Origin of the sequence: Proteiniclasticum sp. C24MP (genome assembly GCF_043951855.1) — a bacterium.
Lineage (GTDB): Bacteria > Bacillota > Clostridia > Clostridiales > Clostridiaceae > Proteiniclasticum.
On record NZ_JBINJW010000009.1, the window covers coordinates 26,128 to 51,642 of the forward strand.

At 41.8% G+C, this 25,515-nt stretch carries 24 protein-coding genes; 23 read left to right on the forward strand and 1 reads right to left on the reverse strand.

Features of this window, described 5'->3' with window-relative positions:
* The first annotated feature begins 247 nt into the window (after positions 1 to 247).
* The 20 genes from hrcA (at position 248) to ppdK (ending at position 20,282) form a co-directional block, all read left to right on the forward strand.
* Entirely contained in the window at positions 248 to 1,300 is a 1,053-nt protein-coding gene (gene hrcA / locus ACHAL6_RS08265) for a heat-inducible transcriptional repressor HrcA (RefSeq protein ID WP_395269986.1), read from the forward strand.
* A complete protein-coding gene (gene grpE / locus ACHAL6_RS08270; protein WP_395269988.1) occupies positions 1,287 to 1,946 on the forward strand; it encodes a nucleotide exchange factor GrpE in 660 nt (219 codons plus the stop codon). Before hrcA ends, grpE begins: the two co-directional genes overlap by 14 nt.
* A gap of 12 nt (positions 1,947 to 1,958) precedes the next feature.
* A complete protein-coding gene (gene dnaK / locus ACHAL6_RS08275) occupies positions 1,959 to 3,797 on the forward strand; it encodes a molecular chaperone DnaK (protein WP_395269990.1) in 1,839 nt (612 codons plus the stop codon).
* Positions 3,798 to 3,913: 116 nt separating this feature from the next.
* On the forward strand, positions 3,914 to 5,056 hold the full coding sequence (gene dnaJ, locus ACHAL6_RS08280; protein ID WP_395269992.1) for a molecular chaperone DnaJ: 1,143 nt from the start codon (positions 3,914 to 3,916) through the stop codon (positions 5,054 to 5,056).
* A 275-nt stretch (positions 5,057 to 5,331) separates the two neighbouring features.
* Complete coding sequence (gene prmA / locus ACHAL6_RS08285; RefSeq protein WP_395269994.1) at positions 5,332 to 6,276, forward strand: 50S ribosomal protein L11 methyltransferase; 945 nt, start codon at positions 5,332 to 5,334, stop codon at positions 6,274 to 6,276.
* Complete coding sequence (locus ACHAL6_RS08290; RefSeq protein WP_395269996.1) at positions 6,269 to 7,006, forward strand: 16S rRNA (uracil(1498)-N(3))-methyltransferase; 738 nt, start codon at positions 6,269 to 6,271, stop codon at positions 7,004 to 7,006. Before prmA ends, ACHAL6_RS08290 begins: the two co-directional genes overlap by 8 nt.
* Positions 7,007 to 8,305, forward strand: coding sequence for a tRNA (N(6)-L-threonylcarbamoyladenosine(37)-C(2))-methylthiotransferase MtaB (mtaB, locus tag ACHAL6_RS08295; RefSeq protein WP_395269998.1), 1,299 nt, complete (start codon positions 7,007 to 7,009; stop codon positions 8,303 to 8,305).
* Between the two features lie 82 nt (positions 8,306 to 8,387).
* The gene (locus ACHAL6_RS08300; protein WP_395270000.1) at positions 8,388 to 8,729 is read left to right on the forward strand and encodes a histidine triad nucleotide-binding protein; all 342 of its coding nucleotides are present in this window, start codon (positions 8,388 to 8,390) and stop codon (positions 8,727 to 8,729) included.
* A gap of 100 nt (positions 8,730 to 8,829) precedes the next feature.
* Entirely contained in the window at positions 8,830 to 9,006 is a 177-nt protein-coding gene (gene rpsU, locus ACHAL6_RS08305) for a 30S ribosomal protein S21 (protein ID WP_031573182.1), read from the forward strand.
* 23 nt (positions 9,007 to 9,029) lie between these two features.
* The gene (locus tag ACHAL6_RS08310; protein ID WP_395270001.1) at positions 9,030 to 9,476 is read left to right on the forward strand and encodes a GatB/YqeY domain-containing protein; all 447 of its coding nucleotides are present in this window, start codon (positions 9,030 to 9,032) and stop codon (positions 9,474 to 9,476) included.
* Between the two features lie 316 nt (positions 9,477 to 9,792).
* Positions 9,793 to 10,296, forward strand: a complete 504-nt coding sequence (locus ACHAL6_RS08315) for a hypothetical protein (RefSeq protein ID WP_395270003.1) — start codon at positions 9,793 to 9,795, stop codon at positions 10,294 to 10,296.
* A gap of 102 nt (positions 10,297 to 10,398) precedes the next feature.
* Entirely contained in the window at positions 10,399 to 11,376 is a 978-nt protein-coding gene (locus tag ACHAL6_RS08320) for an acryloyl-CoA reductase (RefSeq protein WP_395270004.1), read from the forward strand.
* A gap of 129 nt (positions 11,377 to 11,505) precedes the next feature.
* Entirely contained in the window at positions 11,506 to 13,563 is a 2,058-nt protein-coding gene (locus tag ACHAL6_RS08325) for an HD family phosphohydrolase (protein ID WP_395270006.1), read from the forward strand.
* 1 nt (position 13,564) lies between these two features.
* The gene (ybeY, locus tag ACHAL6_RS08330) at positions 13,565 to 14,068 is read left to right on the forward strand and encodes an rRNA maturation RNase YbeY (RefSeq protein ID WP_395270008.1); all 504 of its coding nucleotides are present in this window, start codon (positions 13,565 to 13,567) and stop codon (positions 14,066 to 14,068) included.
* Between the two features lie 12 nt (positions 14,069 to 14,080).
* Positions 14,081 to 14,782: a diacylglycerol kinase gene (locus tag ACHAL6_RS08335; RefSeq protein ID WP_395270010.1), complete on the forward strand. Its 702-nt coding sequence runs from the start codon at positions 14,081 to 14,083 to the stop codon at positions 14,780 to 14,782.
* A 45-nt stretch (positions 14,783 to 14,827) separates the two neighbouring features.
* Positions 14,828 to 15,247, forward strand: coding sequence for a cytidine deaminase (locus tag ACHAL6_RS08340; protein ID WP_395270011.1), 420 nt, complete (start codon positions 14,828 to 14,830; stop codon positions 15,245 to 15,247).
* Positions 15,240 to 16,127, forward strand: coding sequence for a GTPase Era (era, locus tag ACHAL6_RS08345; RefSeq protein ID WP_395270012.1), 888 nt, complete (start codon positions 15,240 to 15,242; stop codon positions 16,125 to 16,127). Before ACHAL6_RS08340 ends, era begins: the two co-directional genes overlap by 8 nt.
* Positions 16,127 to 16,771 (forward strand): DNA repair protein RecO, encoded by a 645-nt coding sequence (recO, locus tag ACHAL6_RS08350; RefSeq protein ID WP_395270014.1) that lies wholly within the window; start codon positions 16,127 to 16,129, stop codon positions 16,769 to 16,771. Before era ends, recO begins: the two co-directional genes overlap by 1 nt.
* Before the next feature lie 36 nt (positions 16,772 to 16,807).
* Positions 16,808 to 17,356: a hypothetical protein gene (locus tag ACHAL6_RS08355; RefSeq protein WP_395270015.1), complete on the forward strand. Its 549-nt coding sequence runs from the start codon at positions 16,808 to 16,810 to the stop codon at positions 17,354 to 17,356.
* A gap of 292 nt (positions 17,357 to 17,648) precedes the next feature.
* A complete protein-coding gene (gene ppdK, locus ACHAL6_RS08360) occupies positions 17,649 to 20,282 on the forward strand; it encodes a pyruvate, phosphate dikinase (RefSeq protein ID WP_395270016.1) in 2,634 nt (877 codons plus the stop codon).
* A gap of 504 nt (positions 20,283 to 20,786) precedes the next feature.
* Here the strand turns inward: ppdK and ACHAL6_RS08365 are convergent.
* Positions 20,787 to 21,068, reverse strand: a complete 282-nt coding sequence (locus tag ACHAL6_RS08365) for a DUF1294 domain-containing protein (protein ID WP_395270018.1) — start codon at positions 21,066 to 21,068, stop codon at positions 20,787 to 20,789.
* A 696-nt stretch (positions 21,069 to 21,764) separates the two neighbouring features.
* Here ACHAL6_RS08365 and ACHAL6_RS08370 point away from each other — a divergent pair.
* The 3 genes from ACHAL6_RS08370 (at position 21,765) to opp4C (ending at position 25,513) form a co-directional block, all read left to right on the forward strand.
* Entirely contained in the window at positions 21,765 to 23,525 is a 1,761-nt protein-coding gene (locus ACHAL6_RS08370) for an ABC transporter substrate-binding protein (protein ID WP_395270019.1), read from the forward strand.
* A gap of 90 nt (positions 23,526 to 23,615) precedes the next feature.
* Entirely contained in the window at positions 23,616 to 24,593 is a 978-nt protein-coding gene (locus ACHAL6_RS08375; RefSeq protein ID WP_395270020.1) for an ABC transporter permease, read from the forward strand.
* An 11-nt stretch (positions 24,594 to 24,604) separates the two neighbouring features.
* The gene (gene opp4C / locus ACHAL6_RS08380; RefSeq protein ID WP_395270022.1) at positions 24,605 to 25,513 is read left to right on the forward strand and encodes an oligopeptide ABC transporter permease; all 909 of its coding nucleotides are present in this window, start codon (positions 24,605 to 24,607) and stop codon (positions 25,511 to 25,513) included.
* Positions 25,514 to 25,515: the final 2 nt, after the last annotated feature.

Sequence of the window (25,515 nt, forward strand, 5' to 3'; positions counted from 1 at the left end):
AATATTCATTTGGTACAATCTGATTGTTCCTGAAATGCAGCGGTTTTCAGAATATCCTGTTGATAACGGGAGAAAAAGCGAACATTTTGAAGCAAAAGGCCAATATATTCATTTAAAGCGGAAAAATAATATCGAATCCCTGATTTCAACTATTCAGGGGTATTTACAAATAACATCTGAGATGTTATTTTATTATCGTAGCTGTTAGCACTCATTGAGTGCGAGTGCTAGTAAAGGGGTGAGAAAGATGTCAAATCAGATGGACAGCAGAAAACTGGAAATATTGAAGGCGATCGTCACAGACTATATCATGACTGGTGAACCTGTGGGCTCGAGAACTTTAGAAAAGAAATACCAGCTTGGTATCAGTTCTGCCACCATCAGAAATGAGATGTCTGACCTGGAAGAACTGGGGTATCTCGATCAGCTTCATTCATCTTCCGGAAGAATACCATCGGCAAAAGGATACAGAATGTATATAGATAAACTGATGACACTGGAATCTCTAAGTCCGGAAGAAGTTTCGTTTATCGAAGAAAAGATCATCACCATGGCCGCTTTCGAGATCGATAAGATCATGAAGCAGACAGCCATGATGCTGTCGGAACTGACGAATCTGGCTGTTGTGGCCAAGAAGCCCAGTATATCGAAAGCCCATGTGAAGAACATCCAGCTGATCAGCATGGAGAAAAATACCATCCTTGCAGTGATTATGGTAGACCATGGAGCCATTACGCATAAACTGATCAGACTGAACCATTCACCGGAACCGGAAGTGCTGATGAACATCTGTAATCTTCTCAATCTGAAGCTGAAAGACATGAACATTGAAGACATCAATCTTCATATCGTCAACAGCCTTAAGAATGACCTGGAAGGGTATGATGAACTGTTTCTTTCCATTCTTTCAGCAGTATATGAAAGTCTTAATGAAGAAGCCCAGGAGAACAGATACTTTGTAGACGGCACATCCAAGATCCTGAACTATCCTGAGTTTTCCGATGTGAACAAAATGAAGGATTTTCTGGGGCTGCTGGAACAGCCGGATCTTCTGTTCCACGATGTGGATGATGCCAATGAAGATATGCTCATCACACTGGGAGAAGAACTGAGTCTGCCGGAAGCGAAAGATTTCACGATCATCACTACCAGTTACAAGATCAACGATGAAAATGTAGGAACAATCAATCTCATCGGACCGAAGAGACTGGATTATTCCAAGGTAGTGTCAATCATAAATAATGTAAAGAAAGAGCTTGGTAAAAGGCTCAATGAGGAGGATGTAAATGACGGAGGATAAGAACAAAGATCTCCAGGATGTCGCGAAGGAAGAGAAGCGACAGGACTCAGCTCAGGAAGTGACAGATATGAAGGATGAGGTTTTTGTAGAAGAATCTGAAGATGTGGAAACATCTGAACAGGAAGTGACAGCAGAAGAAAAAACGGAAGAGCAGGTAGAAAGTACGATTGATATGAAAGAACTATTCAGGAAGAAGAAAGAAATGCTCGAAGGGATCAGGAAGCTGGAAAATGAAAATCAGGCTCTGAAAGACAGACTTACAAGACTGAATGCCGAATATGAAAACTACAGAAAAAGAACCCAGAAGGAAAAGGACGGCATCTATACAGACAGTATTGCTGAAGTGGTGAAGGAGCTGCTACCTGTACTGGATAATCTGGAAGCTTCACTGAAGGTGGAGTCAGGTGATGTGGATTCCCTGAGAAAGGGTGTAGACATGACGCTGACCCAGTTCAAGGATTCCTTGAAGAAGCTGAAAGTGTCTGAAATAGATACAGAAGCCCTTTTTGATCCGAACTTCCACGAGGCGGTCATGCATGTGGATGACCCATCTCTGGGAGAAAAGGAAATCGTTCAGGTGTTTCTCAAGGGATATCAGAGAGATGAAAAAATAATAAGATATAGCGTAGTAAAAGTCGCAAATTAGGAGGAAGAATAAATGTCAAAAGTAATAGGTATTGATTTAGGAACAACAAACTCAGTAGTCGCAGTTATGGAAGGTGGAGACCCGGTCATCATCACAAGCTCTGAAGGTGGAAGAACAACACCATCTGTGGTTTCCTTCCAGGCCAATGGAGAAAGACTGGTCGGACAGGTAGCCAAGAGACAGGCCATCACAAATCCCGACAAAACCATCGCTTCTGCAAAGAGATATATGGGTACAGACAAGAAATTCAGCATTGAAGGAAAAGAGTATACACCTCAGGAAATATCAGCTATGGTGCTTGGGAAGCTTAAAGCGGATGCTGAATCCTACCTTGGAGAAAAGGTGACACAGGCTGTCATCACAGTTCCAGCGTACTTCAATGACTCCCAGAGACAGGCAACCAAGGATGCAGGTAAGATTGCAGGACTTGAAGTGCTGAGAATCATCAATGAACCAACAGCAGCCTCCCTTGCCTATGGACTGGACAAGGGTGACGAAGCACATAAGATCCTTGTATTCGACTTAGGTGGCGGTACTTTCGACGTTTCCATTCTCGATCTAGGAGATGGCGTATTTGAAGTGCTTTCCACAAACGGTAATACAAAGCTTGGTGGAGATGACTTTGACGACAGAGTCATGAACTACATTGCTGACGAGTTCAAGAAGAACAACGGTATTGATCTGAGATCAGACAAGATGGCACTTCAGAGACTGAAGGAAGCAGCTGAAAAGGCGAAGGTGGAGCTATCTTCCTCCACATCCACAACCATCAACCTGCCATTCATCACAGCAGATGCTACAGGTCCAAAGCATATTGACATGACCCTTACAAGAGCAAAATTCAATGAGCTTACAGGAGACCTTGTGAAGGCGACCATCGAGCCAATGAAGAAATCACTCAGTGATGCAGGTCTGACCATGAATGACATCGACAAGGTGATCCTTGTAGGTGGTTCCACAAGAATTCCAGCTGTCATTGATGCCATCAAGGACTTCACAGGAAAGGAACCTTCCAAGGGTGTCAATGCCGATGAAGTGGTTGCACTGGGTGCAGCAATTCAGGCTGGTGTACTGACAGGTGAAGTGAAGGATATTCTTCTGCTTGACGTAACACCACTTACCCTTGGACTGGAAACCTATGGTGGAGTATCTACTCCGATCATTGAAAGAAATACAACCATCCCAACAAAGAAGAGCCAGATCTTCACAACTGCAGCAGATGGACAGACATCTGTAGAAGTTCATGTTGTACAGGGTGAAAGACAGATGGCAGCGGATAACAAGACCCTTGGAAGATTCACACTATCAGGAATCGCAGCTGCAAGAAGAGGCGTACCTCAGATTGAAGTCACCTTCGATATCGATGCCAATGGTATCGTAAAGGTCACTGCAGTGGACAAGGCGACAAACAAGGAAGCGAACATCACCATCACAGCTTCTACAAACCTGTCCGATGATGAAATCGATAAGGCAGTAAAAGAAGCGGAAAGATTCGCTGAAGAAGACAAGAAGAAGAAAGAAGAAGTAGAGACCAAGAACAATGCGGACCAGGCCATCTATCAGACAGAAAAGTCTCTGGAAGAGCTGAAGGACAAAGTAAGCGACGAGGATAAGGCAAAGCTCGAAGAAAAAATGGAAGTGCTGAAGAACATCAAGGACAGCAACGACATGGAAGCGATCAAGAAGGCTACAGAAGAGCTGACCAACGAGTTCTACGGCGTATCTTCAAAGATCTATGAAGCGGAAGCTGCAAAGAATCAGGGAGCAGAAGCTACTGAAGCAGGCGCACAAGGCCCACAGGATGATAATGTTGTCGATGCGGATTTCAAGGTTGAGGATGACAACGAATAAGGTTATAATACTAAAGGTGTTCAATAGGGATGGGCAGGATTGCCCTTCCCTACTTGAAATTAATCCGTATTCTATGCCTTGACTGAAGGCAGTGCGAAATAATAGGTGGTGTAAGAATGGCAAAAAGAGACTTATATGAGATTTTAGGACTTCAGAAGGGTGCCGATGAAAAACAGATTAAGAGTGCTTTCAGAAAGCTTGCGATAAAATATCATCCAGATAAGAATCCAGGTGACAAGGAAGCTGAAGAAAAGTTCAAGGAAATCAATGAAGCCTATCAGGTGCTCTCGGATCCTCAGAAGAAAGCCCAGTATGATCAGTTCGGAACAACGGACTTCAATGCGGGTGGAGCAGGAGCAGGCTACAGTGCGCAGGACTTCGGTGATTTCGGAGATATCTTCGAATCCTTCTTTGGTGGCGGATTCGGTGGAGGATCCAGAAGAAGAACAGGCCCAAGAAGAGGTGCTGATCTGGAATACAGACTGGATCTTACTTTTGAAGAAGCGGTGTTTGGTGTAGATAAGGATGTTACAATCACAAGAACCGAGGACTGCGATGTCTGTAATGGTTCAGGAGCCAAGAAAGGCTCCACACCAGAAACCTGTAAGACCTGTCATGGGTCAGGGACGGTAAGAGTCCAGAGACAGACTCTGTTTGGCAATATGGTGCAGGAATCGGTTTGTCCGACCTGTGGCGGTAATGGAGAAATGATTTCAGATCCATGTGATAACTGTAAAGGAAAAGGCCAGGTCAGACAGAGAAGAAAGATCAGTGTCAAGGTTCCTGCCGGTGTTGATTCAGGCAATGTGATGCCGCTGAGAGGTCAGGGAGACAAGGGAGCGAAAGGGGGTCCTTCAGGGGATCTTCATATCGTGATCAATGTGAAGCCACACAAGTTCTTTATCCGAAAGGGCAATGACATTTATGTGGATACACATATCAATATCGCGGAGGCTGCACTAGGCAAAGAAGTGAAGGTGCCTACCATCGATGGCGATGTGTCTTATGAAATTCCATCTGGAACACAGTCCGGAACACTATTCAGATTAAAAGGAAAAGGTGTTACCATGGTCAATTCCAGAAGCGGAGCAAGAGGAGACCAGTATGTCAATGTGATCGTGGATGTGCCGAAGAAGCTGAACGATGCGCAGAAAGAAGCGCTGTATCAGTTTATGGAAGCTTCCGGTCAGATCATCGATCGCGGTGAAAAAGAGGACAGGAAAGACAAGAAGGAAAAGAAAAAGTTCGGGATCTTCTAGGATGCTGAAATAAAGATCAGAAGAAGGGTAGCCTCAGCTGTTCCATGATGGAACGGCTGGGGCTAATCCTATGTAAAGTTCGCGGATTTACTACAATAGGAAATAAGTGTATGATAATAAGGACAATGAAGACAAGAACCGTAATCAGAAACGGAAGAATAAAAGTTCAGCATTGCTGTAGTCAAGACAAAGCAGCAACTGATGCTGATGCAAGGAAAGCTTCAGTGTGTCGTATAGGAAATAAGCAGTGATTACAGATGTAGGAGATGAAATATATGAGTACATGGAATGAAATAAAAATTATCCTGAAGGAAGAAGACTTAGAGTACATTCAAGGTATACTATATTCTATGGATGTCAAGGGTATTTCCATTGAAGATCCAAGTGATCTTCTTGATCGGGAACAGGGCCCCCTGACATGGGACTTTGCCGATATCAATATCTTTGAATACGGAGAAGATAAAGCAGTGGTGAGAGCCTACTTCAACATGGATGAAGATGTGAAGGAAGTCATCCGTGAAATCCGGACCAGAATCGAAAACGCCAAGGAATTCGGTGTGGTCATAGAAGGTTATGAAATCTTCTCGGAAGAGGTCAACGAAAATGACTGGGCCAATGAATGGAAAAAGTATTACAAGCCCACAAGAGTCGGGCATAAGTTTGTCATCAAACCTTTATGGGAAGACTATGAGGCGGAGGGGGATGAAATCATCCTCAATATGGATCCGGGTATGGCTTTCGGTACAGGGACCCATGAAACCACGAGGCTTTGCCTTGAGGCCATTGAGGATCATATGAGAAACGATACAAGAGTATTTGACATCGGTACCGGGTCTGGAATTCTGGCCATAGGGGCTTCAAAGCTTGGAGCCGGAGAAGTGGTAGGGGTGGACCTTGATATTGTTGCGGTGGATTCAGCCAGAGAAAATGTAGCGTATAACCATCTCAGAAATGTTGAAATTCTCCATGGGAATCTCATGGATGTGGTGGAGGGTACAGCGGATATCATCGTGGCCAATATCATTGCGGAAGTCATACTTGTTCTCATTGATGATGTGAAGAAGAAAATCAATGTGGATGGTGTGTTCATTGCTTCAGGCATCATCAGAGAGAAAGAGAAAATGGTGACTGATGCACTGCATGAAAAAGGTTTTTCCATCAAAGAAGTGAGAAGAGAGGGAGAATGGGTCTGTATTGTATCGGAGGTGTCTCATGCATAAGTTTTTCACAGATGAGATCGAGGATTCTTTAGCGATCATTTCAGGGGATGATCATAAACATCTCTCACGTGTACTGCGACTGAAAGAAGGAGACTCCGTCATGATCAATGACCTGAACGGAGTTGATTATCTTGCACAGATCGAAGTCATCGAAAAACAGGTCACAAGAGTCGAACTGAGAGAGAAAATAGAAGAAAGCAACGAAAGCTGTCTTGGCGTCACACTATATCAGGGCCTTCCCAAAGCCGGCAAGATGGATCTCATCGTTCAGAAGGCCACTGAGCTGGGGGTCAATCGCATCGTACCGGTCATTACGGAAAGAGTGGTGGTGAAAAGCAGTTCGGAATTCAAAAAACTGGATCGCCTGAAACGAATCACTCTGGAAGCTGCGAAACAGTCCAAGAGAAGCAGAATTCCTGTGATTGAACTTCCTATGGATTTTCACGAAGTTCTTCAGGATATGAAAAAAAATGAGATTCTCATCGTACCTTATGAAAACGTCGAGAACTACGGATTCAGTGCGCTCAAGAAAGAACTCTGCGAACTGAAATCCTGTGGGATTCTCATTGGTCCTGAAGGTGGATTCACGGAGGATGAAATCAGGTCACTCCGTGAGAAGGGTGCGAAAATCGTAACGTTAGGAAACAGAATACTACGCACTGAGACGGCAGGATTCACTGCAATCACCATGGCTCAGCTGCTTTATGGAGATATGGGAGGAAAGATATAGATGAAAGTTGCATTTCAGACCCTTGGCTGCCGAGTGAATGTCTACGATTCGGAAGCCATGATCGAAATGTTCAAGAAGGACGGATACGAACTGGTGGATTTCACTGAATCCGCGGATGTGTATGTGATCAACACCTGTACTGTCACCAATATGGGAGACAAGAAATCCAGACAGTACATCAGCCGTGCCAAAAGAACGAACAAGGATGCTGTGGTGGCGGTGGTCGGATGCTATTCGCAGGTGAGCAAAGAAGATGTCATGGAGATTCCTGGTGTGGACGTGATCCTAGGTTCAAGGAACAAAAGCGATATCGTATTTCATGTGAACCGCTCAAGATCGGAAAAAAAGCAGATTGTGGAAGTCACAGACAAGCTTCTGCTGAATTCAAAATTCGAGGATCTGGGGGTCACGGGCTATGAAGGAAAGACGAGAGCCTTTCTCAAGATACAGGATGGCTGCAACCGCTTCTGTTCCTACTGCATCATTCCTTACGCAAGAGGGGGCTTGTCCAGTAAAAATCCGGACAGTGTACTGAAGGAGATCCGGAAACTGGCCGAGGAAGGTTTTTCGGAGGTCATTCTTTCCGGAATCCATATTGCATCCTATGGACATGATTTACCTGAGAAGATGGATTTACTGGACCTTCTGGAAGATATCGAGTCCATCGAAGGTATCAAGAGAGTCAGAATCGGCTCTATTGAACCTATGTTTTTCAGGGATGGCAGAATGGATCGTATCGTGAAACTGAAGAAGCTCTGTCCTCATTTTCATCTGTCTCTACAGTCCGGGTCTTCGGAAACCTTAGTGAGAATGAACAGAAGATATACGCCGGAGGATTTCAGAGATGTTGTGGAAGAAATCAGAAGCAGACTTCCTGGAGCCTCCATCACGACCGATGTCATTGTGGGATTCCCAGGCGAAACGGAAGAGGAATTCAATGAAACCCTTTCTTTTCTCGATCAGGTCAAGCTCACAAAGGTCCATACATTCAAATACAGCCCAAGAAAGGGAACACCGGCATATAACATGAAAGATCAGGTGGATGGCAATGAAAAAGACCGTCGAAGCAAGCTGATCATGGCGCAGAGCGATGCGCATGAAGATGACTTTCTGAAGGGTTATGCAGGAAAAACGTGCGAAGTTCTTTTTGAAGAAGGAAAAGATGGCATACACATGGGATTTACCGCAAACTATATGAAAGTGAGCGTGCGATCCGACGAAAATATTCAGGGCAGATATCTTTCGACGAAAATCCTGAGCGTGGAGAATCAGATGCTCATCGGTGAAATCGCGGAATAAATTATTCATGATAAATATTCACATTTCTTCCTTTTAACGTGTATAATGATTATAAATATAAATGGTAAAGGGGGGATCATTCATGGATTGTCTGTTCTGCAGGATCATTGCCGGAGAAATCCCATCTGAGAAGGTGTATGAAGACGAAGATCTTTTTGCCTTCAGGGATATAGATCCGAAAGCGCCTACCCATATCCTCGTAATTCCAAAAAAACATATTCAGTCTGTGAACCAGATTGATGAAAATAATGTAGGTCTGATTTCGAAAGCCTATCTGGTATTGAAAAAGCTGGCTGAAGAAGAAGGAATTGAACAATCCGGGTATCGGATTGTAGTTAATACCAATGAGGATGGCGGTCAGTCTGTCGGACATTTGCATTTCCATTTATTGGGTGGAAGAAGTTTATCATGGCCTCCAGGCTAAAACATTGACTGATGATTGTTTTTATACTATAATTATCAGTGTGTTATTTTGCACTAAGGCTGATATTTATATTTTTAACTAGCGGAGGGAGGGATAATGAATGTCAGAAATCAAAGTTGGAGAAAATGAATCTTTAGAGAATGCTCTTAGAAGATTTAAGAAGAAATGTGCCAGATCAGGAATTCTTGGTGAAGTAAGAAAGAGAGAACATTATGAAAAGCCAAGCGTGAAGAAGAAGCTTAAATCAGAAGCTGCGAGAAAGAGAAAGTTCAAATAGTAGCTGTTGAAGAAGGTGTGATCATGACGATCAAGGAACAGATTCAGACTGACTGGAAGAATGCACTGAAAAGTAAAGACAAAGAGAAAGCCAGTGTATTAAGCATGGCTAAATCTGCTATACTTTATGCAGAAAAAGAATCAAAATCCGAGTTGTCTGAAGACAGAATCATAGAGATAATAGCCAGAGAAGTGAAAATGAGAAGAGATGCTGTAGCGGAGTTTGAAAAGGGAAACAGAAGTGACCTGGTTGAGCAAAGCAGATTTGAAATAGAAACTTTATTGAGTTATCTACCAAAGCAGTTAAAAGAAGAAGAAATAATTGAATTGGTTGAGAATACAGCTGAAGAAATAGGCGCAAATAACATAAAAGACATGGGGAAACTCATGGCAGCACTCAAGCCGCTTACTACAGGTAAAGCAGACGGTAAACTTGTGAGCACTCTGGTGAAAAATTATTTAACTAAGTAGAATGAACTCATCCTGAATCCGAAAGGAACAGGATGAGTTTTTTTCAGTATTCATTCATGAAATATGACTTCAATTGCAGAAAATCCTACAGGTGAAACAGAAATCGCATGTGCGTGAACCAGTCCGATTCATATATGATAAAGGATAAGGCCAGGTGGTTCATTCTCTATCTGAAATCAGCCGATCCTAAGAAGCGTTGTGCTGCTTTTGGAAAGAATTCTTCATCTTCTGTCATAAGAGCTGAAGCCGTTCAGATTTCTATTGATATAAATAATACGATAAAGTAAGATGAAGGTACGGATAAAGGGGGATTCTTATGTGGAGAAAGTATGGATTGAATATAGCCGCTCTGATCATTATGATGATCGTTAGAATGATTATTGTTCCCGCTGTATTGCCGAAAGAATATGGAGCCTATCCAAGAATCATGTCCTATCAGATTCGAAGGGACTATCCTATGTATGATCTTGTCAACCTGAGAAATCTGGAAAGTGCATCGGTTCGATCCGGTTATTCCATGGAAACATTGATTGCCATTGATTTACTCATGAAAAATCAGATGGATCCCTTGAAAGCGCAGAACAGCATTGAAGAGGAGTTCGAAGAAATACCCATGCCTGAAACCTTCAAAATGGAACTGCTGCCTGATAAAATATCAGAAGTCCATCAAACCTATGACAGACCGGTAAGGCTCATTGCCATACTGTTTGAAATCACCATGGTGATCATACTGGCTACAATCCTCTACTATGTGCTGTTCTACTTTGATCATAAAAGAAGGATTCAGCAGGAGAAGCGTTTTAATGAGAGAATTGTCTGATATGGTTCATAAAGAAAAAAGAGTGTAGAATAGGAAATCGGGTTATAATAAGATAATGATTATAACTCGATTTTTTTCGAGCCGGTTCGAATGGAGGAAAGTATGAAAAACAAAGCATTGATATTAAATCTGAAGGATGAGAAAATCATCGCAGAATACGAGAATATGGCGTGGAAGCCACTGGAAAAGGGAGAGGTCAGAGTGAAAACCGCTTTCTCAGGAATCAATTTCAAAGACAGGCTGGCGCTGATTCCGGAAAGCAGGGTGATCAGGAAATATCCCATGGTTCCGGGGATTGATTTTTCAGGTTATGTGGAGGAAAGCAATTCATCACAGTTCAACCAGGGAGATCAGGTCTTTGTTACGGGGCTGGGTTACGGCACCGATCGATTCGGCGGATTCTCGGAGTATGTGACGGTGAAGGAGAATGATCTCTGCACAGTTCCAGATGGACTGACTCTAAAAGAAGTGATGCAGATCGGAACTGCCGGTTTCACAGCTGCACTGTCCGTGGATGCCGTCGCTTCAGATGAGTCATTAAAGGGTAAGGAAATTCTTGTGACTGGAGGGACCGGAGGGGTCTCATCTCATGCCGTGATGCTTCTCAGTAAGCTTGGAGCATCTGTTACTGCGGCAACAAGAACGCTTGAACATGCAGCCTATCTGAAGTCCATCGGGGCAGATGAAGTGATTCTGTTCGAAACACTTCTGGAGAAAAGAAAGCCCTTATCGAAAGAGAGATGGGATGGGGTGGTTGATGCCACAGGCGGAGAGGCTACAGGTAATCTGCTGACTGAAATCAGATACGGGAAGACTGTAGCTGTCAGTGGAAATCTCTCAGGCGCGAAATTCAGTGCAACGGTATTTCCGTTTATACTGCGAGGAATCCGTCTGCAGGGAATCGATTCCGTCTATGCGACGAAAGAGAAGAAGATGAGTCTATTTAACAGGATGGCAAGAGAATGGAAGCTTAGCAATCTGGACAGTGTCATCTGTAAAGAAGTTGAATTTGAGAACCTGAAAGAGGAACTGCTACATGAAACCCAAGGAAATGGAAGGGTTCTGGTGATTTTCAGGTAAGGTTCATGGCAAATTGTAGCAATTAGTCCGGGAGTTTGATAAACTGATTATATTAAGTCAACATTCTATAGCAGATTGTCTGATTCAACAGGTTCTATCTGGAATGACTCTTTATGGTAAGGAGAATGTATGAAAAGCGAAAGAATGAAGTGGTGGAGACGAGGCGTTTTTGCGCTGTCCATACTGGTCACTTTTGGAATACTGGTTACCAGTATTGTAAACAAGAAATATGATTTGAAAGTGGGAGATATTGCTCCGGTGGATTTCAGAGCATCGGTGGATCTGGTGGATGAAATGACTACTGAAGCATTGATCAACGATGCGGTGGATTCTGTGCAGAATCAGTACAGACAGGAGCTGGAAGTTAGAAGAAGCGCTTTAAAAGAGAACAATGATTTCTTCAACGGCATCATCAATGCACGAAATCCGCTGGTGGAGACAGAGGAGATTGCGGATCTTCTGGCCAACAGAGGAACTTACGGCCTATCCGCTGAAGAGTATCTTGTGCTGCTCAATATCGACAACAGCGATCTGAGGTATGCGCTGAACACCATCAACAACAGCATCAATAAGATTTACGAGACTCCACTGGAAGAAGATGATGAAAGCAAGATGGAGCGGTCCAGGGCGGAACTGACCGATGTTGTTGACAGCTTCAGTTTTAATGATACTGCAAAAGGAGCAATCAAACGGTTTGTGACGACGCTTGTAAAACCGAATTACTTCTTTGATCAGGATGCTACTGAGGCCATGAAAGAGGAAGCAAGGGAAAGTGTGACTCCGGTTGTCATCAAAAAGAACCAGACGATCGTCAAAGAAGGGGATCCGGTTAATGCGAATCAGCTGGCGATCCTGTCTGAACTTGGTTATCTCAATGAAAGCGGATTCAATGCGCTGCCCTTTGCCGGGCTTCTTGCTGCCGTGCTTGTTATTCACGGGATCATCATCTACTATCTGAAGCGTTTCTATAAGGCGATTTATGATGATCTTAAGAGAATCACGCTGATTTTTCTTCTCATGGGGCTGGTGCTGGCACTGACAAGATTCATGGTCATCATCAATCCGTTTCTGGTGCCGTACACATTTCTGCCGATGCTTCTGACGATCCTGGTGAAAAAGAGAATCGGTCAGACTCTGGCTTTGTATAGTGCGATTTTCATCAGTATCATAACCGGATTCAATGTTCAGGTGCTCATTATCCTGATGCTGACTTCAGTGCTGAGTGTAATATTCATCAATAAAGTGGAAGAGAGAAATGACATCATAAAATCCAGTTTTTACATTGGAGTGGTTGCGTTTCTGCTTTCTCTTGCCATGGGGTTCCTGCTGTCAAATGCGATAACGGATACTTTCAGGAATTCTCTGCTGGTAGCCAGCGGGGTTCTGCTATCCGGAATTCTTGTAATCGGATTTCTTCCACTTATAGAAAATACGTTCAATGTGGTTACGGAAATCAAACTTCTGGAACTGGCAAATCCGAATAATCGGCTTCTAAAGAGGCTTCAGATGGAAGCGCCTGGCACATATCATCACAGTATAATGGTGGGCAACCTGGCAGAAGCAGCAGCAGAGGAGCTTCATGCCAATAGTATTCTATTGAGAGTGGCTGCGTATTATCATGATATCGGAAAACTTTCCAGACCTCAGTTCTTCAAGGAAAATCAGATCGGCTCCAAAAATCCTCATGATGAGATCACGCCGAACCTTTCCACGCTGATCATCACCAATCATGTGAAAATCGGTCTTGAAATGGCGGAAAAGGCGAAGCTCCCTGAAGAAATCAAAGACCTCATCGCCCAGCATCACGGGACTACACTGGTCAAATACTTTTATCTGACTATGAAAAACAATGCGGAAGATCCTGATTCCATCAAGGAAGAGGATTTCAGATATCCAGGACCAAAACCCAAGACCAGAGAAGCAGGAATCATGATGCTGGCTGACAGTGTGGAAGCAGCGGTCCGAAGCATTCCTGATCCGACTTCAGGCAAGGTGGAAGCAATGGTGTATAAGATATTCAAAGACAAGCTTGACGATGGTCAGCTGGATGAATGCGACATCACTTTCAGTGATGTATCTAGAATCAGAAAGAACTTTTTGAAGACATTTGGCTCGATTTATCACGAAAGAATAGAGTATCCTGAGGATAAAAGAAAGAAAACGAATGACAAGAAGACGGGTGAGTAAAATGATCAACATTGAAAATGAGCAGAATCTGGTTGAAGTGGATGAAATGCTGCTTGAAGCCATCAGCGATACAATAAAATACACACTGGATGATCAGGGCGTTTCCTATGAAGGTGAAGTAAGTGTGCTGCTGGTGGATAATGAGACAATCAGAGAAATCAACAGAGATAACAGAGATATGGACAAAGAAACGGATGTGCTGTCATTTCCCATGATCGACTATGCGGAAGGGAAGACGTACAGGGAGCTATATGCCGATCACGCCTTCGGTGTCGAGTATTTCGATGGAGAAGCTCTTGTTCTGGGCGATGTGGTCCTGTCCATGGAAAAAGCAGTGGAACAGGCAGAGGAGTATGGACATTCAGTAAAGCGTGAAGTATGCTATCTTGTGGTTCATTCAGTTCTTCATTTACTGGGATATGACCATATGAATGAATCAGACAAGATCAGGATGCGGGCGGAAGAAGAGAAAATACTGAATGTGCTGGATATAACAAGAGAGTAGGAAGGTGAACTTATGGATTTAAAGGGTCTGCTTGATAGTTTCAACTATGCCATATCTGGGTTCATCTATGCTGTACGAACACAGCGAAACATGAAGATCCATATGGTGGCTGCCATGGTGGTGATCATTTTTTCGCTGTTTACGAACATCACCAGAGTGGAGCTTTTGCTGTTGTGCATAGCCATCACCATGGTCATGTCGGCAGAACTCCTCAATACAGCCATAGAAAGTGCCATTGATGCAACAACGAACCATTACCATCCATTGGCGAAGATTGCAAAGAATGCTTCCGCTGCTGCCGTACTTCTGACTGCAGTCAATGCGGTTATCGTGGGGTATTTCATCTTCTGGGAGCAGATTACGACTTTTACATTCAGAGGAGTACAGCTGATAAAACATTCCAGTCCATATCTGGTGATTGTTGTACTGATCATCGTGTCGCTGTCTGTTATTCTGACGAAAGCTGTAGTAGGAGAAGGAACACCATTGAAAGGCGGAATGCCTTCCGGACATGCAGCAGTTGCATTCAGTCTGGCTACAGTGATCAGTTATCTTTCCGATTCAACCATCGCGATCACACTGAGTTTTCTGATGGCGATTATAGTGGCTCAATCTCGCGTGGATTCAAAGGTTCATTCTTTGAAAGAGGTATTCGTAGGTGGGCTCATCGGGTTTTTAGTAACCATACTGTTGTTCAGATTTTTCGGTTACTGAATTTAATGAATCTGAAGCAGAATAAATTATAAAAGAGGGTAAAAAATGTATAAAGAACTAATTGAAGCTGCTCTTGAAGCAAGAGAAAATGCATATGTGCCATATTCGAATTTCAAAGTCGGATCTGCTGTACTCATGGAAGACGGTTCCATTTTCAGTGGATGCAATATAGAGAACGCGTCATATGGAGCAACAAACTGTGCAGAGAGAACTGCAATATTCAATGCGGTATCTCATGGACATACGAAGATAAAAGCGCTTGCTGTTGTGGGAGATCCACATAACTTCACTTTCCCCTGCGGAATATGCAGGCAGGTCATGGTGGAATTTGCAGAAAATAAAAATATTCCGATCATCATCATAAAGAATAAGGACGAATATCTGGTGGAAACCATGGAAGATATTCTGCCAGGCGCTTTTACGAAGATTGATCTGGATGCAGTAAAGGATGTTAAACATGTTTAAATCAGGATTTATCACGGTGGTCGGAAGACCGAATGTAGGAAAGTCAACGCTAATCAATCACCTTATGGGGGCAAAGCTGTCCATTGTTTCAAATAAACCACAGACAACCAGAAAAAATCTGAATGCCATCTATACAGATGAGGATGCTCAGATCATTTTTGTGGATACGCCAGGTATTCATAAAGCAAAGAATAAACTGGGTGAGTATATGGTGCATGTGGCAAGAGAGAGTCTGAATCAGGTTGATCTGGTGATTTTCATCACCACAGCAACAGCTGGTGGAATTCACCCTGGTGATGCCAAAATAATGGAAGAACTGAAGGGACTCAAGACACCTGTATTTCTGCTGGTGAATAAGATTGATGAGTTTGATCAGGATAAAGTAGCCAAGACCTTGGAAGCTTATGCTAAGGAAGTGGATTTTGCGGAAATCATTCCGATATCCGCATTAAAAGGAAAGAATACAGAGAACATTCTTGAATTAGTGAAGCAGCATATGCCAGAAGGCCCAATGTATTATCCGGAAGATATGGTAGCAGATGTTCATTTACGGTTCATGGCTGCTGAAACCATTCGAGAAAAGGCGCTGAAGCTGCTTCAGCAGGAAATTCCTCACGGGATTGCGGTGGAGATTACTTCCATGAAGGAAAAAGAAAACGGCAACTGGGACATTGAAGCGGATATCATCTGCGAGAAGGATTCACATAAGGGAATCATCATCGGAAAGGGCGGTCAGACACTGAAGAAAATCGGCACCTGGTCCAGAGAGGATATGGAAGTCTACCTAGAAGGAAAAGTGAACCTTAAGACGTTTGTAAAAGTAAGAAAAGAGTGGAGAGATAACGATACTTTACTAAAGGAACTGGGTTATAAGGAATAATGCAGGTCAAAGTGAAGGGCGTTATTCTTAAGACCATGGATTACAAAGAGAAGGATAAACTGATGTGGGTATTCACAGAAGAGTTCGGTAAGATTTCCGTTCTCTGCAAAGGTGTGAGATCTCAGAAAAGCAGGTTTCAGTCTCTGGTGCGTCCAATGCTCTTTGGAGATTTTCTGGTTTTCAAAGGGAAATCACTTTACAGTCTGAATGAAGGAAATATCATCAATTCCTTTTCAAAACTCTCTACCTCGCTGGAACTTCTAACTTACGGATCCTATTATGTGGAGCTTGTAGATATTGTGAGTGTAGATGGAGATCCGCAGGAGCTGGTTTACAGAAATCTTGTGACAGCGCTATATCTTCTTGAGACGGAAGCGCTGGATATGGAAATACTCACTTTAGCCTATGAAATCAAACTGATCGGCCTTACAGGATTCAATGTGGGCAAGGAAATGGTTCCTTTTGAAATAAGCCAGGGAGCAATAAGGACCGCAGAATTTCTTCAGAGGACTGACTTTTCGAAAATTCATATTCTGAAAGTGGACGATCACGTCAAGAAAGAATTACAATCTGTTACTTCCTATATCATCAAAGAAAGCTATCAGAGACGACCTAAGAGCTTGGATATGTTAAAATATATGTAATGAGCATTGCATTTATGAAACAAGGAGGAAAAGCCCATGGAATCAAACAATGAGTTACTCGCAAAAGTAGACGAAGTCAGAACACGCAAAAAGGTGTCTTATGAAGTAGCGAAAAAGGCGTTGGAGGCCACGGATTATGATACGCTGGAAGCGGTGATCTATCTTGAAAACATGAAGGGCGAGAAGTACGAGGATTTAAAGGAATACAAAGAGAAAACTTTTGACAGTATCAAGAGAACGAGTTCTGAAACAGTTGAATTCTCTTATCAGGATAAGAAGTTTGATGCCCCATTGCCTGTGGCGGTGATCGGAACTTTGCTTCTGGCCAGAAAACCCAAGATACTAGCTGCTGTAGCTGCAGGAGTATTGGCATTCGGGATTGATGTGACACTGATACGAGGTGATAAGGAAACCAATCTCACAAAGCCAGTGAGAGAAAAAGTGAAACTCACAGCCAATGCTTTCGGGCTGGAAAAAACGAAACTTTCCAGAAAGATTGATGATCTTACAGAAAAGATTCATTTCAAAAAAGACCCGGAAGAGGAAGATGACTTGAAGGGATATTTTTCGCCGGATATCTATTAAGTTTTCATATTATTAATATTCCTATAAGACTTCTCTGTTATGATAGAGAAGTCTTATATTTTATGTTTCGAGAAATGGAACCAAACAGGTGTAATCGTATTCAGGATTTGTACTAGTAAAAAATAGTTAACAAAGTAAAAACCATGAAGAAAGGTTGTACAATTAAATTAGTTCCTGTGATATAATATATGAGGATTTTGAAAAGAAAATCCATTTACTATGTGAACTCCCGGTTTTACCGGATTCAAAATATATGTGCCAAAGCATGAATTATTGAAAGTGAGGGAAATCTATGTCAAAGAAGTATGTATACCTTTTTAGTGAAGGTGACGCTACAATGAGAAACCTCCTCGGAGGAAAAGGTGCCAATCTGGCAGAAATGACAAACATCGGAATTCCAATACCAAAGGGATTCGTTGTTACAACAGAAGCTTGTAATAAATATTACGATGATTACAAAGTGATCACACAGGATGTTATCGACGAAATCCATTCCACAATGGACAAGCTTGAAGAAGTCACAGGAAAGTCTTTCGGTGGAAATGAAAACCCACTGCTTGTTTCAGTGCGTTCAGGAGCGAGAGCTTCCATGCCTGGAATGATGGATACTGTTCTGAATCTTGGACTTACAGATAAGACTGTTGAGGTTCTTGCTAAAGAGACAGGAAACGAAAGATTCGCATATGATTCTTACAGAAGATTCATCATGATGTTTGCGGACGTGGTTATCGAAATTCCAAAGCATGAGTTTGAAGAAGTTCTTCATGCAATGAAGGAAGAAAAGGGTGTTGAACTGGACACTCAGCTTACTGCTGATGATCTGAAGGAACTTGTTGTAAAATTCAAGGAACTTTATAAGAGCAAACACGGTGAAGATTTCCCACAGGATGCTAGAGAGCAGCTGATTGAAGCTGTAACAGCTGTATTCAGAAGCTGGGACAACCCAAGAGCCAATGTTTACAGAAGAATGAACGATATCCCTTCAAGATGGGGAACTGCTGTTAACGTTCAGGAAATGGTATTTGGTAACAAGGGTGAAACATCAGGATCTGGCGTTGCCTTCTCAAGAAACCCTGCTACAGGAGAAAAGAAGATTTTTGCTGAGTATCTGATGAATGCACAGGGTGAAGACGTTGTTGCTGGTATCAGAACACCACAGCCAATTGAAGAGCTGGATAAGCAGATGCCAGAAACATACAAAGAGTTTGTTGACATTGTAAATAAGCTTGAGAATCATTACCATGATATGCAGGATATGGAGTTCACCATCGAAGAAGGTAAGCTTTATTTCCTACAGACAAGAAATGGTAAGAGAACAGCCCAGGCTGCTCTTAGAATCGCTGTAGAAATGGAACAGGAAGGTCTTGTTTCAAAAGAACAGGCAATCCTTATGATGGATCCAAAGCAGCTTGATACACTTCTTCACCCAGCATTTGATGTCGAAGAAATGAAGAAGCACGAAGTGGTTGCAACAGGTCTTCCAGCTTCACCAGGAGCTGCTACAGGTAAGATCGCTTTCTCAGCTCTTGAAGCGAAGGAAAGAAATGAAGCTGGCGAGAAGGTTATTCTTGTAAGACAGGAAACTTCACCAGAAGATATCGAAGGAATGATCGCTGCAGAAGGTATCCTTACTGTAAGAGGTGGTATGACTTCTCATGCAGCTGTTGTTGCTAGAGGTATGGGAGCTTGCTGCGTAGCTGGAGCAGGTTCAATCAAGGTTGATGAAAAGAAGAAAACCATGACTGTTAACGGAAAAGTATACTCATCAGATGACTATATTTCCCTTGATGGTTCAACCGGTAATGTATATGAAGGAAAGATCGAAACTGTAGAGCCAGAAATTTCTGGACATTTCGGTACATTCATGTCATGGGCTGATGAAATCAGATCCCTTAAGGTTAGAACAAACGCTGATACACCACACGATGCTGCACAGGCAGTTAAGTTTGGTGCAGAAGGAATCGGTCTGACAAGAACAGAGCATATGTTCTTTGATGAAGATAGAATCTTCCCAATGAGACAGATGATCGTTGCTAGAACTGAAGAAGCCAGAAGAACTGCACTTGATAAGCTGCTGCCTATGCAGAAGAGCGATTTCAAGGGTATCTACAAGGCTATGGAAGGTCATGCGGTTACAATCAGATTCCTGGATCCACCACTACATGAATTCCTTCCAACTCAGGCAAAAGAAATCGAGGAACTGGCAACAGAGCTGAAGATTTCCGTTGATGAGTTAAATGGAGTGATTACAGATCTTCATGAGTTCAACCCAATGATGGGACATAGAGGTTGCAGACTTGCGATTTCTTATCCTGAAATTGCAGAAATGCAGACAAGAGCTGTAATTGAAGCTGCTATCGAAGTCAATGAGGAAATGGGATGGAATATTGTTCCTGAAATCATGATTCCACTTGTTGGTGAAGTCAATGAGCTTAAGTTTGTGAAGAGTATTGTGAAGAAGACAGCAGATGCGATCATCGCTGAAAGAGGATCAGACCTTACATACTTAGTTGGTACAATGATCGAAATTCCAAGAGCCTGTGTAACAGCAGACGAAATCGCCAAGGAAGCAGATTTCTTCTCCTTTGGTACAAACGACCTTACACAGATGTCCTTCGGATTCTCAAGAGATGATGCTGGAACATTCCTGAAGCATTATTATGAAAAGAAGATCTACGACTTCGATCCTTTTGCAAAGCTTGACCAGACTGGTGTAGGCGAATTTGTTAAGATCGCAGTTGAAAAGGGTAGAGGAGTGAAGAACGCACTCAAGCTTGGTGTCTGTGGAGAGCATGGTGGAGACCCATCATCAGTTAACTTCTTCCATGACAACGGTCTTGATTATGTATCCTGCTCACCATTCAGAGTACCGGTTGCCAGATTAGCGGCTGCTCAGGCTGAAGTGAGAAACCCAAGAAAGAAATAGTAAACCAATCATAGATAGAGCATAGGACGCTATGCTTTATAATGAAAAATGAAGGGCATCATCTTTGCTGTAAAGATGATGCCCTTTTCCTTTTGACGATATAGTAGACAACAGAGAGCTGTCCATAGGTTCTAAAATCTATTAAGTCTTCCTGACCGACTGAAATTTAGAATGAGTACTGTATTTGAAGATGAAAAGGTGTGGTCTTCACATTCAGATTTCAAGGGGTTGAAGGATGGTTGAGATTGACTCACTTGTCAAGGGTTCCGGTATATGGGGAGAAGAATAGCAAAAGGTAGAAGTGAAAGAGTGTCAGGATACGAATAGAAGTAGAAGCGTACCAGCACGCTCAGATTCTCTCATGATTTCTGAAAATGCATAGATTCAGTATAAGTAAACATTTACATTTACGGGATTGTCATTACTTCTGTAACCTTTACAACAGATGTTGCTGATTTTGTCTGTTATCTATGAGTCATAGTACTGGTGAAATCGCTTGAGTTTCTACATTAATATAGTCGTGGTGATCAAAACATAAAGAAGTAGATTGAAGAGTAGGATCACAGGTATGCCTAGAGTGAACTTCAGATGTCTTGTCTTATGCCTGAATAGGTACATTCCTATGAGCAAACCAATGGAGCCTCCCAAAAAACCCAAGGCTAATAAAGCTGCTTCAGATACGCGCCGTTTTTGTCTCTTTGAATTATTTTTATCAATATACATTGTTATTAGAGAAAATATATTCATTATCATCAGATATTCTAACAGGAAATTCATTTTCATCATCCTCCGAAAAACATTTTAGAGAAAATGTTTTTGCATATTTATATCAGTTTAGTGAATAATAGTCTAAATATAAAGAATAGTAGTGGTTTTCCAGCTCTTAAAATCATTTCAAAAAAGTATTTTATTGAATTTGATAGAATTAATTGCAGTAATTTATCAATTGATGCTGTATTGCTTCATAAAAACCAATAAAGTTGCAATTATGTACTCTTTGAAAGAAGTTAATAATACCACGTTTGTGAATATAGTATAAACAAAAAGTTTCTGTTTTTCATATGTTGTGGTAAAATAAGTGTAACCTTAATTGTTTAATTAAATTGGGCCTGATTTATTACATTATTGGAAATGACAACTTCCGCGCAAAGTAGTAATAGTGGCCGATCGCTATTTGAAAAGTTAATAATTATGCCTGCAAAATTGAATTCGAGTTTGATGAAATTGAGCACAAGTTATTTCCTCATCAGTATTTGGATGGGATATATAGATGTGCTAATTATGAAATCAATGATGAAAACGATGTTATTTTAGTGCAAAATGAGGACATTATGAACTAAATTTAAAAATTAGTTGATAAATATGTCTATTTATAATAAAATGAATAATATCTTCAATAACTATTAACAAATCACAACATTCGGTTTTCAGTTATTGGTGACAATAACTTTAAATAAAAGATTATTCAAGGAGGAAGAAAGAATGACAAAAAAGAGAATAGGCTTAATGCTTGCACTTACACTTGCAATGTCAGTTGTATTTACAGCATGTAGTCCTAAAGCAGAGGATCCTGCAGAGACACCTGCAGAAACTCCATCACAAGAAGAACCTGCTGAAGGCGAAGAACCAGCTGAAGAACCTGCTGCTGAACCATCAGGTACACTAAAAGTTGGTATCACTGAAGCATCAGGTAACTTCAACCCATTATATTATTCATCATCTTATGATGGATATGTAGTAGACCTAGTTTTTGAAGGACTATCTACACTAAACTTTGAAGGTGACGAATACGAACCAGTTGTTGCTAAGGATTGGGACATCTCTGAAGATGGTAAGACAATCACATTCAACCTTAGAGATGACGTGGTATTCTCAGATGGTACACCACTTACTGCTAATGACGTAGTATTCACATATAAGGTTTTAGCTGACCCATCCTACTCAGGTAGATACGGATCAGTTGTAAAAGACCTTGAAGGATACGAAGCATTCTCAGCTGGTGAAACAGAAGAGTTTACTGGTGTGGTTGCTGAAGATGACTACACTGTAACTTTCAACTTTGTTGATGGTAAGAGAACAAACTTCGCTAATACCACAATGTCAATCATGCCTGAGGCTTATTATGGCGCTGGATACACCGTTGGTGACACAGCTTCAATCGAAGCTTTATCAGCAGAACCTGTAGGCTCAGGACCATATGTAGTTGATACATATTCAGAAGCACAGTTCATTTTCTTAACAAGAAATGACAACTACAACGGCGAAGGCTACATGATCAAGGAAATCCTTCTTCAGTTCGTAGACCAGTCCACAGATATCGTTCAGCTTATGAACGGTGAAGTTGACTTACTTGCCGGTGTTATCGAACCTGCTAAGATCAAGGAAGCTAGAGATGGTGGATACTCCATCAACGAATATCCAAGATCAGGTTATGGATACATCAACTTCAACACAGAAGCAGGACCAACTGCTGAAGTTCCAGTTAGACAGGCTCTTACATATGCATTCGACACAGAATCATTTGTAAATAGCTACTACAAAGACCCTGACACAGGAATGGTTCTTGCAACTACACAGAACCACCCATTCTCACAGGTTTCATGGGTAATGAGTGATGCACTGGTTGACTCACTGATTGATTACTCCTATGATATCGAAAAAGCTAAATCACTTCTTGATGAAGCTGGTTGGGTAGTAAATGGCGATTTCAGAGAAAAAGATGGACAGGTTCTAGAACTTAACATCGCTGCAATGCCAGAGCATGACATTCTTGCAACTCTTATCCCAATGTGGGAAAAATCATGGGGCGAAGAACTTAACATTAAGCTTAACGTTTCATACCTAGAGTTCAACACAATTCTTGACTATGTAATCTACGATTCAGATGCTAATGTTGACAAGTGGAGTGTATTCTTCCTGGCAACATCCATCACATCTGCTGACCCAGACTCCATCTACACTGAGTTCCACTCAAATGATGTAGGTACTGGTAAGGACAATACATCAAGATACAGCAATCCAGAAGTTGACAGACTTCTTGATGAAGCTAGAGCTATAATGGATCCAGAAGAAGCTAAGCCACTATATGCTGAAGTTGTTAAGATTCTGAACGAAGAAATGCCTAAGGTTGTAGTTTATGCTAACACATACTTCGATCTTTACAATTCAAAAGTTAAGGAATTCAAAACAAGCTCACTATACAACTGGGTAAAAGCTGTCAAGGATGCTTATATCGAAGAATAACAAGTGAATTTAATTTCATAAAAATTAAGGCAGTCTGATGAGGACTGCCTTTCTACTACTAAATATATAGGAGCTATGGGGAGTGAAATAATGTTAAAATATATAGCAAGGAGAATGCTGCATTTGATTCCTGTAATGATCGTTATATCCATAGCGATATACGGTATTATGGAACTCATGCCAGGGGACGCAGTTCAAGCCTACTTAGGGGTTGGATCAGGAGTTTCCGTTGAGCAGCAACAACAGATAAAAGAACAGCTTGGATTAAATGGTAATATTGTTGAAAGATATATCAATTGGTTAGGCAGGACACTTCAGGGAGACTTTGGTAGATCAATACTAAAAAGAGCGCCTGTATCTGAGATTATTGGAGAAAGTGTATGGAATACGTTCCTGATTAATTTCTTCGGAATGATTTTTGCATTTGGTATCTCTATACCAGTTGGTATTAAATCTGCGGTAAATAAATACAGCAAATTCGATAACTTCTGGACGGTATTTTCACTGCTTGGTGTTTCCATGCCATCCTTCTTCTTTGCGATGATTCTTATATTCTTTGTAGGTATACCTCTTGGACTACCGTTGACACTTATGCGTGACCCGATGAGTGTAGTTAGAGGATATCCAAGTCTGTGGGCTGAAATAGTAGACGTTGGTAGACATATGATTATGCCGCTTACCGTTCTTACGATTTCATCACTCGCAAGCTTAACAAGATATGTAAGAAATGCAACATTAGAAGTAATCAATCAGGATTACATCAGAACTGCAAGATCCAAGGGTCTTTCAGAGAAAGTTGTTATTTACAAGCATGCATTTAGAAATGCTCTTTTACCTATTGTTACATTACTTGGAAGCTGGATTCCTTCATTGTTCGGAGGATCGCTTATTCTGGAAACCATCTTTAAATGGCCTGGAATAGGAAATACTCTGCATGAAGCTATTTTCAAACAGGATACTTCGCTGGTTATGGCAATCAATATATTCTACGCAATGCTTATGCTCGCTGGTAACTTACTGGCAGACATCAGTTATGCGCTTGTTGACCCTAGAGTTAAGGTTAGTTAGGAGGTTTTAATATGGAAGATAAGAAAAAGGCCTATGAGAAAACCCAAGCTACCAATATTGTAGGGCCATGGAGAATAGCTTGGGACAGATTCAGAAGAAATAAAACTGCTATGTTTGGTGCAATTTTATTCATAACGATTGTACTGCTGACTCTTTTAGTTCCTGTTTTTTCAAGATTCAGTATCAATGACTTTATACTTGATCAGAAGAAACTGCCACCTTCATCTGAATACTGGTTGGGAACAGATGAACAGGGGAGAGATGTATTCTTAAGACTTTTCCTTGGTGGAAGAACATCACTTATGGTTGGAGCAATTGCAGCAGGATTTACTGTGGTTATTGGTGCTACCGTTGGTGGTATAGCAGGTTATTATGGTGGTTGGGTTGACAACCTACTCATGAGATTTGCAGAAATCGTCTATTCCATTCCATTCACACCTACAGTTATTACAATTTCCGGTGCATTGATGTGGGTAGATTCAAAATATAAGATGTACCTCGTTATGTTCCTTATTGGTATACTCAGCTGGCCAGGACTTGCGAGAATGGTCAGAGGGCAGATATTGTCACTGAGAGAACAGGAATTCATGCAAGCTGCAGAAATTCTAGGTCTTTCAACTAGATCAAGAATCGCAAGACATCTATTACCAAATACCTTTGCTTACATCATTGTAAGTGCAACACTGGGTATGGCTGGCGCAATTCTAACTGAAGCGAGCTTATCCTACCTGGGCCTTGGTGTAACACCACCAACACCTACTTGGGGTAATATGATTGAAAGAGCCAGAAATTCTGACGTGTTTAGAAATATGCAGTGGCTCTGGGTACCGCCCGGTATCATGATCATGCTGACTGTTTTAAGTATAAATCTGCTTGGGGAAGGGCTGAGAGATGCCGTAGATCCAAAGGAAATTAGGTAGGG